Genomic DNA, 13,367 nt, shown 5'->3' with positions numbered 1-13,367 from the left:
CCTTTGCCCGTGACCTGGTCCCGTCGACCTTCACTGGCGCAGAACCCGCTGACAACAACACCGGAACGCTAGCCATGACAGGCCCGGGACGACCCCAACCAGGGCGACCGTGACCGGAGCAGCGGCCGTGCACTGTGGTAGGTCGAGCACCACGGGCAGCCGCCGCCGCGGCACACAGTATCAGGCTCCCCGCCGGGGGGCGCTACCGCACGTTCCGCCCGCCAAGCCCCACGACCAGTCAGTTTCAGTAGGATGCCCACGGCGCGTGTTCCGCTTCGCACCGCGAGCGCCGCACGTCCTCCCGCCGAGGTCACCGACCATTCGGAGCCGAGATGATCAGTCGTCGTGCCCTGCTCGCAGTTGCCTGCGGCATGGTCCTGGCGGGTGACTCCCCGCGAGCGACACGCGTCGTGCTTCCCGAACCGTCCGGCGGCGATGACACGGCGGCACTCAATGCCGCCCTCTGGGCTGGCGCGGGTGGTTTCGTGCACGGCCCCAAGGGCGCCAGTTACCAGGTCAGCGCGCCAATCGTGGTGCATCGCGGCACGACACTGGTCATGTCGAACTGCACGGTGTCCCTAGCGCCGGGCAGCGGCTGCAACCTCCTCACCAACGCGGCGGTCACCGACGGCGGACGGGACGCGAACATCACCGTGATCGGCGGCAGTTGGGTCCGCGCCGCCGATGTCGGTGGCAGCGGTACCGACCTGCACACGCTGTGCTTTCGCCGAGTGGACCATCTGGTGTTGCAGGGGCTGACGGTGAAGACCTCCGGCGACAAGTACGCCATCTCGCTCGGTGACGTCACCGATGCGACCGTCACGCGCATCCAGTTCGAGGTGCGGTCCGACGGTGTGCACATCCAGGGTCCGGCCGCGCGGACCAGGGTCATCGCCATCCGGGGAGTGACCGGTGACGACACGGTCGCCATCACACCGCGGGACTGGCAGTCGTACGACGACGTCTCGGGCCCGGTCACCGACACTCTCATCGAGGACATCGACGTGGTCTCGGCTGCGGCGCTGGTCAAGGTGCTCGGCGGCTCACCGGACACCGCCGCGCTACGTACCACCGTGCGCGGCGTGGCCGGCCTCGCACACAACAATGTCATCTGGATCGGCGACGACACCGCCGAATGGCGTACCACCGGCGGCCGCGTCGACGAGTTGACGGTGGAGCAAGTCGCCGCCACCACCGTCCCCGGTCGGCACGTGGTCTTCCTCAACGGGTCGAGCGTCGGCCGGGTCCAGCTCCGGGGGCTCACCTTCGCCGATTCGGAGGCGGACGGGGCGGTGGTGCGGGTCGCACCGCTGACCGCCGCAACCGTCGAGGAACTCGCCGTCGAGGACGTGGAGGTCGCTCATCTCGGCGCCGGTCCCCTGCTGAGCGTTGAGCCCACAGCACGACTCCAACAGCTCCGGATGGGCCGTCTGACCATCGCCGCGTCGGCTGCCGGCGCCACCGTCCTGCGGATCGCCGGTGCCGTCGACGATCTGACCATCGAGGGCGTCGAAGCAGTCATCCCCGGCGACAGCTACCTGCTGAAACTTCCCGAGTGGGCGGCGAGCGCCACGGTACGGCAGGCGAGCCTGTCGGACACGGCGATCATCGGACGCGGCGGTGGCCTGATCGCCGCCACCGCTGCCACCCACACGTTGCCTCGGGTGACCATCAGTGGTGCTCGGACCACGGGGAAAGCCTGGCTGGCCGACCTGAACACCCGCACCGACCTGTTGCTGTCCCATGTCACCGCCGAGGACACCACCGGCGGGATCGCGAGGGTACGCAGCTCGGGAGCGGCGGTGGTGCGCGGCAACGCGCTGCGCGTCGCCCCCGGCGCGCAGGGGGTCGCGGTCGGGTCCGGCGGCTCCGTCACCTCGTACGTGCTGGAGCTGGCCGTTGACGTCAGCAGGCTCGTCCGGGCGGAGGGCAGCTCGGCGACGAACACGAACGACGGGCTGCCGTGCGGGGCTGGTCCGGTGGTGTGCACGGACCTGACCTGGCGCAACCTCAACACCGGCGCCACCTACTGACGCGGCGGTGGCGGCCGTGCTCACAGCGCCTTGCGGGACAGTACCCGGGTGAGATCCGCCATGGTGAGCGCCTGCGAGACCAGCACCGCGGCGCCGAACAGGCCACCGGCCAGCGCCGCCTCGATCGGCCACGGGAGGTCGACCAGCCACAGCAGACCGATCGTGGCGGCTCCGGCAAACGCTACGCTCGCCACCTCGCGCAGGGGCAGCCGCGACGTCATCGCACGAGCGGCCAACAGACAGGTCGAGAGGCCGATGATCAACTCCGTGACCGCCGCAACAGCCGCCGCGCCGGTCGCTCCCCAACGGGCACACGCCCAGAACTGGGCCGCGAGGTTGACCACCGCCACCGAGACGGTCAACACCGCGATCGGCCGTACGACGCCCAGCGCCGAGCAGATCGTCGTGCCGACGTAGCCGAGGGTGACACCAACGAAGGCCACGGCCAGCAGCATCAGCGGCCGCACCGCCGGGCCGTAGTCCTCGCCGTAGAGGAGCGCGACGAGGACAGGAGCGAGTGCGACCAGCATGACCGCGCTACCGACGCCGACCACCGTCCCGGTGCGCGTCGCCAGACTGAAGACCACGTTTCGGCGGTGACCGTTCATGGACATGCTGGTCGCCACGATCGGCAGTAGTGGAGCCACCAGCATGGCCGGGCCGAGCTGGGCGACATCGAGGAACTTGTAGGCCGCTGAGTAGTAGCCGACCTCGGCGGCACCCTGGAGATGGAACAGGACCACCGAGCCGAGGCGGTAGTAGACCATGACCGCGAGCGAGCTGACGGCGAGCGGCCAGCTCAGCGCGAGGATCCTGCCGGCCTCCGTCCAGGACGGCCGACCGAGGGGCACCAGCCTACGGTTGATCATCACGCCGATACCGGTCTGCAGCGCCACGACGGCCACGAAGAACCAGGCGAGGAGTAGCACGTCGCCGTTGGTCCGGGCGATGACGACGACCGCGATCAGCCACAGGACGCCCTGGACGAGCGCGAGGATGGCGGATACCTCTGGACGGAACCGGGCGGTCGCCCCGGCGGTGAGGATGGACGCCGCGGACAGCGGTGTGGCGACCGCGACGACGCTGACCACCCCGCTGGACTCGCCGAATAGCCCCTGAGCGGCCGCGACGAGCAGGATCACCGTGGCGACCAGCGCCACCGCCGTGCGGATGGCCAGACCCGTGGTCAGGATGCGACCCGCCGACACCTTCTCCCGTGCGATCCGGGAGCTGACCGTGATCGTGGTGCCCATGTCGGCGACCTGCGCCGCCGCCGTACCGAGGGTGAGCGCGAGGGCGAAGACGCCGTACCCGTCAGGGTTCAGGTAGCGAGCTAGCACGGACGTGGTCGCCATGCCAACGGCCATGCCGACGAGCCGCAACCCGAGGGAGACGGCCGTGGCCGTGCTGAGTCCGCGGGCCGACCGCGAGCCCGCCGTACCCACCACCTCACCGGCCGCGCCGGGGGCAGGCGGGGTGTCGCGTTCTCCCGGCTCGGTCGTGGTGGGCCCGGGCGAACTCATCGGAGGCACTCCGCGAAAACCTGCTCGTACGCGTCCAACCAGGGCTCCCGGCCGTGTTGCCGCTCGACGTAGGCCACGACGCCACCCCGCCCGACCAGCAGCGTTGCCGCTTTCCCGGGCGTCAGCTCCGTCGGTTCACCGATCACCAGGCCACCGCAGCGGCGCACCAGCTCGGTGCCGGGGTCGCCACGGAAGGCCACGATCGGCAGCCCGCTGGCGGCGGCTTCGAGGACGCAGGTGGGGGTGCCATCGGTCTCCGCCCCGCAGTAGAGGTAGAAGTCGGCGGCCGCGAGAAGATCGGGCACATCATCCCGGTGGCCGGTGAAATGCACGTCCGCGCTGCTCGCGCCGAGCCGTTCCAGCCGCTCCCGGTCCGGTCCGTCGCCGACGACGATCAGGACGCTACCGCTGGTCAGCGCCGCCCTGATCGCCCGGTCGTGTCGCTTGGCGCGGTGCAGCCGGGCGGCGAGGATGGCAATCCGCCGGTGCTGGAACCGGCTCGGAAGCAGGCGCTCGCGCAGCACCGCCCGGGTCTCGGCCGACGGGGTGGCGTAACGCCGGGTGTCGATCGCGTTGGGGACCACGACCAGCTTGTCGCGCCCGATCACCGGCGCCAGGTCGGCGGCCACCGCCTCACTGACGCAGACCACCCGAGCGACATGCTCGGCGGCGCGAGCGTAACCCGCGAGAAGCAGTCGACCGGCCGCCCCGCCCATCCATCGTCCGTGCTCGGTCCAGACCACCGGGGCCCGGCGGGCCAACGGGGCCGTCAACGCGATCTGTTCCCGCTTGAACTGTAGATAGTAGATCGATGAATCGGCGATCTCCCGGGTCCGGCGTCGCTCGAAGGGCACCCGCGCCATTCCGGTGACCATCGTCCGCCTCGACCACTTCGGCCCGAGCGCGATCTCCCGTCGGTCGAGGCCGTGCTCCTCCCAACCCGGGCACCGGCCGTACAACAGGGTGCGGTGCCCGCGCTGCCGCATCCCCTGCCCGAGCGCGACGGTGTGCGCCTCGGCGCCACCTGCGGTGTCCGATACGGAGACCACCGTAACGGTCATCGTTGACAAGGCACGCCTCACTTCCGGCCCTTGGCCCGGCACTGCTGGGCGACGGTGTACTCGTGTAGGAAGCGGCCGGCTGCGTCCGCCGTGTCGACCGGTTCCGCCCCGGCGTCGTAGGCGGCGAGGACGGCTTCGCGTACCGCCGAGGCGCTGTTGTCCCGGGCGACGGCGGTGGCCAACTCGGCGAGACCGCCGCACGGCACCACCGCCGTCGGCACACCGAGCCCGGCCGCCACCGCCAGGACACCCGACTGGCTGGCGACCTCGTACGGCGCCACGACGACATCGGCGGCGGCGACCAGCGCGGTGAAGTCGTCGACGTCCAGATAGCGGTAGACGGTGGTCACCGCCGCCCTGGTCCGTGCGATCAGTGCGTCGATCTGCCGGCCCACCCCGAGGTCCTCGCCGACCACCGCGGCCCGCCAGGCGGGCAGTCCGGCCAGTGCCCGGACGAAGAGCTCGGGGTTCTTGTCGGCGCGGACCTGGCCCGCCAGGAGGGCGAGTCTGGCTCCGTCCGGCGTCAGCTTCGCGCGCCAGCCGGCCACGAGGGCCGGATCCGCGGGTGGGATCCACTGCACCAGGGGTACCCGGGCGACGTCCGGCACCCCCTGGTCGTGCAACCTCCGCCGGTCGGCGTCCGAGTAGACGAGGACCCGGTCAGCGTCCTCCAGTGCGCTGCGCAGCGCACGGCCCGCACCGCGGGCGTTGGACCGGGTGAAAGTGTTGTGCGGGCTGACGACCACGGTCGCGGCGCGGCGCCGGGCAACCGAGATCAGCTCTGGGGTCAGCGCGAAACTGCCCTGGATGTGGACCACATCCTCGGCGTTGATCACACCCTGCAGGTGCGGCAACGTGCGCAGGAGATACCGTGCCGAGGTCCTCGCCTGCCGGATCAGTCGGCTGGACGAGGCGCGGTGCCAGGTGACGCACCGGCACAGTGGCACCGAGGCGGGCGCCGCCTCGCAGTCGTCGGCGGTATGCACGACGACGTCCACACCGAGTTCCACCAGGCCGGCGGCGACCTCGACGCTGTGGTTGAAGACACCGCCCCGTCCGCCCGACTCGACGAGGTGGACCCGGCGGATCACGGCGCCGACGTCCGACCGGCGATGGCGGTCACGGAGTCGATCAGCTCGCCGACCGTCCGGGGCCAGCCGAGCGCCTCGCAGTGCTGCCACCCGGTGCGCTCACGCGCGTGCCGTGCGGGCACGTTCCGAAGGGCCTCGACGACCGCCTTCGCGAAAGAGCGCGGATCGTCGCCAACCCAGTAGGCGTCGGCCTTCCGGATCGGATCGGGAAGGCCCCGAGCCGCGAACGGACTCATCACGACGCTGCGCCCCCGCGACATCGACTCGGTCAGCTTGAGCTGCGCGCCCCCGCCGATCGTCGCGGGCGCGACGGTGAACGCGGCCGCGGCGTAGACCTCCGACACGTCGTCGAGAGTGCCGAGCACGGCAACGCCGGGGACGGCGCCAAGTTCGGCAGTCAGCGCCTCGCTACGCCGGCCGGCGACCACCAGCCGCGCCTCGGGAAATTCCGCCCGAGCCAACGGCCAGACGTCCCGCACCAACGCCCGGAGCGCCAGCACGTTCGGTTCGTAGTCGTACGACGCCAGCGCGAGCACGTACCCGTCCGGCGGTGAGGGGTGGTAGGGCAAGACGTCAACGCCGTTGGGGGCGAGAACGACGTCGCGCGTCCAGCCTCGCAGCACATCCAGATCTGGCCGGGAGAGTGCGACGCAGAGGGCCGCCCGTGCGGCGAGCCGTGGCTCCCAGTGGCCGGCCTTGACCGCCTCGGCACGGCGGGCTATTCGTTGCCATCCGCGAGCCGACGCCACCAGGGTCCGCAGGCGCCGGCTCTCGATGTTGGCGAACTCGACGACGCTCGCGAGACGTCGGGACGCCGGAGGGGCCCACGCCGCCAGATAGGAGTGCGACCAGTAGACCGCGTCGGGACGGAACTCGTCGCACAGCGCGTCTAGGGCCCCGGCCACGGGCACCAGATAGTGCCCGCCCAGGTGCGGTCGACCCGACGCGCGGGTGCGTAGCGCCGGTGGCGGCGACCAGGGCAGCGCGCGAGTCGCGACCGGAGGCTCAGAGTCGCGCCGGCCGTGGTCGGGAAAGGTGACCAGCACCTCGACGTGACGGCTCAGCGCCTCGGCCACCCGGGCAGTACGGATCCGCCCGCCGTGCTGTGCCGGCCAGGGCGGTTCGACACTGACCACCAGAACCCGACTCATCCCCCCGACACCCCCGTTTGCGACCGCGGCGCGGCCGGCGATCGTTGCTCATGGCCCGCTATCGGGCCCGGCCCAGCTCGCTCTCCAGCAGCGCGCGCAGCACCGCGCCACGGCCCTCCCAGCCCTGCTCCGCCGCGCTCGCCATCCGGTCCGTCACCACGGTGTTGCTCACCGGGTCGAGCAACTTCACCACACGGGCTGCGAAGTCACCGACGTCGGCGACCGTGACGTGCGGATTCGTCTCGGCGAGCTCCCGCACCGACGGCAGGCCGGTGCTGAGTACCGCCAGACCGGAGGAGAGGTATTCGAAGCACTTCAGCGGACTCACGCCCCGCGTGTAATCGTTTATCGCATATGGGATGAGTCCGACGGCGCACGTACCGGCTATCTCGGCCAACCGCGCGGGGGTGAGGACACCGAGATGGCGGGCACCCAACTCCTCGAGACGCCGCATCTCGCTGTCGAAGCTGCCGCCACCGGCGGCGAGCGGTCCGGCCAGCAGCATCTCCCCCCGGCCGCGCAGGGCGGTGGCGACCGACTCGAGCAGCCTCGGGTCGAGCTTGTGGACGGTGAGGTTGCCGGAGAAGAGCACGGCGGGACGGCGCTCGGCCACCGGCCGGCTCGCCGCCGTGAATACCGACACGTCCGCGACATTCGGCAGCAGCTCGATCCGGGGAAAGCCGACGGCGGCGAGGTGTTCCCGCACGGCCGTGCTGGTGGCGATGGCGACGGCGGTCCGCGACGACAGGGACCGCTCGCCACGGCCTACCGCCACAGCGTCCACCCCGGGGAAGGTTGCCAGCAGGTCCACACAGTGATAGATCACGACGTCCGCCGACGCCTCCAGCCCGTACGTGACCGGGGTGAAAGTCCAGAGGACGCGCGGCCGGGGGGCCGCCAGCCAGTCACTGGTGGCTCGGCGCAGCAGCGCCCGGTTGACCGGAAATGTCGGTGCCCGGTGCACCGGCAGCACCAGCGGCGAGACGATCTGCGCGCCGGGTGGCCGGGGCCGGTGAGCCGGGGCCGCGTTCCCGCCGCCGAACGCCCGGCGGGCCCTCGACGCCATCCGGACCACATCGTCGCGCCGCAGCCTTGGCCGGCGTAGACCCAGTGACTCGACGAATGTCACCCGGGTGGTGTGGGCGAGCTCGCGCGCGACGTAATGCTGATTGGTCGCGATCGGGGAGTCCCACTCGGCCGTGCCCAACATCAGCACGTCCGCCACCGACCCGTCACCGAGCCGGGACTGCTCCGGCACGGAGGCCGTCACCATAGGTCAACTCCCGCTCGCAGTGCTCTGAGCCCGGCGCAAGACTAAGGGAGGCGGCAGACGAAGCCAATACCCGCCGGTCCGGCCCCGTCGCCGGATGCCGAGGTCGGCTACGCCTCGTCGGCCAACCAGGCGGCGATGTTCGCCTGAAAGGCCTGGGGGGTGAACCGTCGGGCATTGGCCATGGTCGCCGCTGGGGACAGCCGTGCCGCCCGCCTTACCGGCGCCACGTACGCGGCCGGATCGGTGGCGTCGAGAAGGATGCCGGTCTCGCCCGTCACCACGGTCTCCAGTAGCCCGCCACGAGCCCATCCGACGACCGGCGTACCGCAGGCCTGCGCCTCCACCGGAATCATGCCGAAATCCTCGAGCGCCGGGTAGAGCAGCGCCATCGCGCCCCAGTACAGCTCGCGGAGGCGCTCTTTCGAGGGCCGAAACTCGAACTCGACCGGCACGTCGACCCGGGCAGCCAGCCGACGCAGGTTTTCCTCCTCCGGCCCTCCCCCGGCGATCACCAGAGGTAGGCGGGCCGCCGCGGCAATCTCGATCATCAGGTCAAAGTTCTTGTACGAGATCCACCGGCCGACGCCCAACAGATAGCGGCGGTCCTGATCACGCACCTGGGGCGGGGCGGCCCCGAAGTAGTCCACCTCGACCGGCGGGTTGATCACCCGTGCGTCGCGCCCCCAGTAGCGACGGATCCGTGCCTGCACCTCACGGGAGTTTGCCGCGTAGCTGTGCACGTGCCGGCTCAGCCTCCGGTCACCTGCCCGGAGCACGGCGCGGACCGGTGCGAGCAGAGCGTTGGCGCCCCGCTGGTCCAGCTCCGGGCTCCACACGTAGCGGGCCGGCGAGTGCACGTAGCTGAGGTGACGGGTCCGATCCGGACTTCCGATCTTGACGGTGTGCGCGAAGGCGTGACTCGACGAGACGACGACGTCGTATCTCTTGCGGGTCAGCGTCCGCCAGGTCAACGGCATGGCGGGCAGCGCAAGGGCCTTGTTGCGCCGCAACGGGGTCTTCGCCATCCAGGACTCCTGGATGGACTGGTCAACCGTGGCGTCATCGTCCTTCCAGAGGACGAAGCGGTCCGCGTGCGGTACGACCTCGGCCATGCTCAGGAAGACCTGCTCGGACCCGCCGGTGGCGCCAAACCATTCATGGACCAGAGCGACACTCCGGTCGGCGAGCGGTCGGCGAGCGGCCTCGGGTGTGGACGATAAGAGAGTCATCAGAAGATGGTGACGTCCCGGATGTAGCCGGCGAAGCGACGCAGTTGATAGGCCTCCGGGACGGGTGCGGTCATCCGGACGACAACCTGGCGATTGATCAGACCTGCTTCGCCACTACGGAAGTAGGCGACAACGACCAGGCCGTGTCGCTCCGCACCGTCGATCTTGATGATCTGCTCGGCGAAGCTGCCGTACTGGCCACTGCGGATCCACTGTGCACCCCAGGCTTCCTCGACCGCACGCATGGCGTTCTGCCACTGTTCGTTGCACGGTTCGGGGCAGTTCCGCACGATCAGCTCGCCGCCAATCAACTGGTTGCCCGACGCCGCGTTGCCGCAGTTGTACTTGACGTACCCGTCGGCCCGGGCGACGAGCGTGCACGTCCAGCCCTCCGGCACCTTGACCGGAAATCCGACCCCTTCGAGATCAACCAGCGTCTGCACCTGGTCCCGCTCGGTGAACTTTGGCCATTGGGTGGGCCACGTGCCGGGCTCCGGTGGTTCGATACCAGGCGACTGCGGCGGCGCGGTCGGCATCGGCGGCGGCGCCGCCATGTCGGGGGTCGATGCCACCGGCGGCGCAGTGGCGTCGTTCCCACGGGAGAGCAGGGCGACCGCACCGGCGCTGGCAAGCACCACCAGGGCCAGTGCGGCGGCACCGATCCACAGCCCGGTACGCCGACGGGGCGGTCCCGAGGGTGTGATTCGACGAACGGGAGAGGCGAACGGGTCGCGGGGGGCGACGTCGGCCGGCGCCGCGAGTGGGGACGGAGAGGACGGTGCCAGCCCTGCGCCCGTCGCCGCTGGCGAGGCCGGAGCGCCGGAGATCGGGTGCGAGGCGAGCGCGGGTTGGGAGGGGATCGCCTCCGCCTGGGCTGCCCACTGCGGTTGCGGAGCGCCGGACGTCGGCTCGGGTGCCCCGGAGACCGGCTGCGGCGGTGCCGACACCGGTGGCGCCGAGGTCGGTGACGGGGACGTCTGCACGGGCGTGTACTCGACGCCAAGGGACCGGAACAGCTTCTCCGCGCCCGGCCCGGCCTCGGCCGGATACGCCACCCACGGCGCGGCGGCGGAGAAATCCGCATACGTGTAGGCCATATCCGAACCCTGGGCCAACGAGGTGACCATCCCCGCGAACGCCTCGCGCCAGCCCTCGGAGGCGGCCACCGTGGCGTCCAGAACGGCCACGGTGACGAGTCGCCCCTTGTCGTCGATGGCCGCCCAGGCCTTACCGACCGGCGACCCGCCCAGCAGGTGGGTGTACCGGTAGGGGCCCTCCGGCTGCATGGCAACTCCTCTACTCGACCGCCGTGCGGATCCTATCCACCTGCCGCACCCTCATCTGCCCGCCGGTCACCCCGCCTCCGGGCACCGGCCCGAAACCGCAGACCAGCGCCTGTCCACAGTAGAAACGAATGATCAGCTTGCCGAATGAAAGTTTTTATGCATAGAGTCACGGAGTGAATGAGGGAGTTGCGGTGGTGTCGGCGGAGCGGGTCGTCGGACTGTTCGACGGGGTCCGGCTCACCCCGACGCAGCGGCGCATCGCGCACTGCCTGGTGCAGCACGCCCCCGCGATCGGCTACCTCTCCGCCGCCGAGGTCGCCGAGCTGGCCGGGGTCAGCCAGCCGTCGGTCACCCGGTTCGCGGTGGCGCTGGGCCACGACGGCTACCCGGCACTGCGTCGCCGGCTGCGCGAGCTGACCGCCGCCGCGCCCGGCCCGGCCACCGCCGGCAACGAACTCCAGCAGGCGGTACGCGCCGAGATCGGCAACCTGGACCGGCTGGCCGGGCAGTTGGCCGACCGGGAGCGGATCGCCGAGACCGGGCGCCTGCTGGCGGCCAGCCGACCGCTGCCGGTGCTCGGTCTGCGCTCCGCCGCGCCACTTGCCGCGTACTTCGCGTACTTCGCCGCCAAGGTGCATCCCGACGTGCGGGTGCTCGATGACGGCGGCAGTCTGCTCACCGACCGTCTCGAACAGGCCGCCGAGGCGGGGGCGCGGGCGATGCTGGCGTTCGTGCTGCCGCGTTACCCCCGGGAGACCCTGGACGCGCTGCGCGAGGCCCGCGCGGCGGGGCTGACGGTGGTGGCGATCACCGACTCACCGGTGAGCCCGGCGACCGAGCACGCCGACGTGGTGCTCTCCGCCGCGGTCGGCGCGCAACTCGTGTTCGACCTGCACACCGCTCCGATGACCCTGGCCATGGTGCTGCTCCAGGCGATCTGCGACGCCGCCCCGGCCGAGACCCAGCGGCGGCTGGAGGCGTTCGAAGCCTCGGTGGCCCGTCGACAGTTGTTCCTCGGTTAGGAGGAGAACCACGATGACGCGATCCGACCAGGCCGCGCCCGGCCCGCGAACCAGCATCCACGCCGCACGCGGAAAAGAACGCACCGCCCGTGGCTGGCCGCAGGAGGCCGCCCTGCGGATGTTGATGAACAACCTCGATCCTGAGGTCGCCGAGCGCCCCGACGATCTCGTCGTGTACGGCGGCACCGGCCGGGCCGCCCGGGACTGGCCGTCGTACCACGCCCTGGTGCGGACGCTGACCGAGCTACGTGACGACGAGACGATGCTGGTGCAGTCGGGCCGGCCGGTCGGGGTGATGCGGACCCACGAGTGGGCGCCCCGGGTGCTGCTGGCCAACTCGAACCTGGTCGGCGACTGGGCGACCTGGCCGGAGTTCCGCCGCCTGGAGCAGCTCGGCCTGACCATGTACGGGCAGATGACCGCCGGCTCGTGGATCTACATCGGCACCCAGGGCATCCTCCAGGGCACCTACGAGACGTTCGCCGCCGTCGCCGCCAAGAGGTTCGACGGCACGCTGGCCGGCACCCTGACGTTGACCGCGGGCTGCGGTGGCATGGGCGGGGCGCAGCCGCTCGCGGTCACCATGAACGGTGGTGCCTGTCTGATCGCGGACGTGGACCGCAGCCGGCTGGCCCGCCGGGCACACGACCGCTACCTGGACGAGATCGCCGACGACCTGGACGACGCGGTCGCGCGGGTGCTCGCCGCCAGGCGTGACCGGCGGGCGTTGAGCGTCGGTGTCGTCGGCAACGCCGCCACCGTCTTCCCGGAGCTGCTGCGCCGGGGTGTGCCGGTCGACATCGTCACCGACCAGACCAGCGCGCACGATCCGCTGTCGTACCTGCCGGAGGGGGTCGAGCTGGCCGACGCCCGGGAGTACGCGGCGGCCAAGCCGGCCGAGTTCACCGACCGGGCCCGCGCGTCGATGGCGAAGCACGTCGAGGCGATGGTGGGCTTCCTCGACGCGGGCGCGGAGGTGTTCGACTACGGCAACTCGATCCGGGGCGAGGCCCGCCTCGGCGGGTACGAGCGCGCGTTCGACTTCCCCGGCTTCGTACCGGCGTACATCCGGCCGTTGTTCTGCGAGGGCAAGGGGCCGTTCCGGTGGGCGGCGCTCTCCGGCGATCCGGCCGACATCGCCGCCACCGACCGGGCGATCCTGGACCTGTTCCCGGAGAACGAGTCCCTCGCCCGGTGGATGCGGATGGCCGGCGAGCGGGTCGCGTTCCAGGGGCTGCCCGCGCGGATCTGCTGGCTCGGTTACGGCGAGCGGGACCGGGCCGGCGTACGGTTCAACGAGATGGTCGCCTCGGGTGAGTTGAGTGCGCCGGTGGTGATCGGCCGCGACCACCTGGACTGCGGCAGCGTGGCCAGCCCGTACCGGGAGACCGAGGCGATGGCCGACGGCTCGGACGCGATCGCCGACTGGCCGCTGCTCAACGCGCTCGTCAACACCGCCAGCGGGGCGTCCTGGGTCTCCATCCACCACGGCGGCGGGGTCGGCATCGGCCGGTCCATCCACGCCGGCCAGGTCTGCGTGGCCGACGGCAGCGCGCTGGCCGGGCAGAAGATCGAGCGGGTGTTGACAAACGACCCGGCGATGGGCGTCATCCGGCATGTCGACGCCGGCTACGACGCCGCCCGCGAGGTGGCCGAGCGCACCGGCGTCCGCGTCCCGATGGCGGAGTGAGGGAAACT

Annotated in this window: 10 protein-coding genes; 3 read left to right on the top strand and 7 right to left on the bottom strand. The window is 71.2% G+C overall.

The annotated features are described in order from the left end of the window. The first annotated feature begins 332 nt into the window (after window positions 1–332). A complete protein-coding gene (locus tag KBX00_RS23665) occupies window positions 333–2,033 on the top strand; it encodes a hypothetical protein (RefSeq protein ID WP_210830260.1) in 1,701 nt (566 codons plus the stop codon). 20 nt (window positions 2,034–2,053) lie between these two features. On the opposite strand, the gene KBX00_RS23660 is transcribed toward KBX00_RS23665, so the two are convergent. The 7 genes from KBX00_RS23660 to KBX00_RS23630 form a co-directional block, all read right to left on the bottom strand. Further along, complete coding sequence (locus KBX00_RS23660) at window positions 2,054–3,556, bottom strand: flippase (protein ID WP_210830259.1); 1,503 nt, start codon at window positions 3,554–3,556, stop codon at window positions 2,054–2,056. Continuing rightward, window positions 3,553–4,617 carry a glycosyltransferase family 4 protein gene (locus tag KBX00_RS23655; protein WP_210830258.1) on the bottom strand — a complete coding sequence of 355 codons (1,065 nt, stop codon included), beginning with the start codon at window positions 4,615–4,617 and terminating at the stop codon, window positions 3,553–3,555. Before KBX00_RS23655 ends, KBX00_RS23660 begins: the two co-directional genes overlap by 4 nt. Before the next feature lie 17 nt (window positions 4,618–4,634). Next, window positions 4,635–5,708, bottom strand: coding sequence for a glycosyltransferase (locus KBX00_RS23650; RefSeq protein WP_210830257.1), 1,074 nt, complete (start codon window positions 5,706–5,708; stop codon window positions 4,635–4,637). Beyond that, window positions 5,705–6,859, bottom strand: coding sequence for a glycosyltransferase (locus KBX00_RS23645; RefSeq protein WP_210830256.1), 1,155 nt, complete (start codon window positions 6,857–6,859; stop codon window positions 5,705–5,707). Before KBX00_RS23645 ends, KBX00_RS23650 begins: the two co-directional genes overlap by 4 nt. A gap of 58 nt (window positions 6,860–6,917) precedes the next feature. Then, a complete protein-coding gene (locus KBX00_RS23640; RefSeq protein ID WP_301548481.1) occupies window positions 6,918–8,132 on the bottom strand; it encodes a glycosyltransferase in 1,215 nt (404 codons plus the stop codon). A gap of 107 nt (window positions 8,133–8,239) precedes the next feature. Further along, the gene (locus tag KBX00_RS23635; protein WP_210830255.1) at window positions 8,240–9,361 is read right to left on the bottom strand and encodes a glycosyltransferase; all 1,122 of its coding nucleotides are present in this window, start codon (window positions 9,359–9,361) and stop codon (window positions 8,240–8,242) included. Continuing rightward, the gene (locus KBX00_RS23630) at window positions 9,361–10,647 is read right to left on the bottom strand and encodes a hypothetical protein (RefSeq protein WP_210830254.1); all 1,287 of its coding nucleotides are present in this window, start codon (window positions 10,645–10,647) and stop codon (window positions 9,361–9,363) included. Before KBX00_RS23630 ends, KBX00_RS23635 begins: the two co-directional genes overlap by 1 nt. Window positions 10,648–10,820: 173 nt before the next feature. Between KBX00_RS23630 and KBX00_RS23625 the strand changes: the two genes are divergently transcribed. Then, entirely contained in the window at window positions 10,821–11,669 is an 849-nt protein-coding gene (locus KBX00_RS23625; RefSeq protein ID WP_210830253.1) for a MurR/RpiR family transcriptional regulator, read from the top strand. Window positions 11,670–11,682: 13 nt separating this feature from the next. After that, the gene (hutU, locus tag KBX00_RS23620; protein WP_210830252.1) at window positions 11,683–13,359 is read left to right on the top strand and encodes a urocanate hydratase; all 1,677 of its coding nucleotides are present in this window, start codon (window positions 11,683–11,685) and stop codon (window positions 13,357–13,359) included. Window positions 13,360–13,367 lie beyond the last annotated feature (8 nt).

It is taken from the genome of Micromonospora sp. C95 (assembly GCF_018070465.1).
Lineage (GTDB): Bacteria > Actinomycetota > Actinomycetes > Mycobacteriales > Micromonosporaceae > Micromonospora.
The sequence above is the reverse complement of the archived record's forward strand: the minus strand, read 5'-3'. Positions and strand labels throughout refer to the sequence as shown.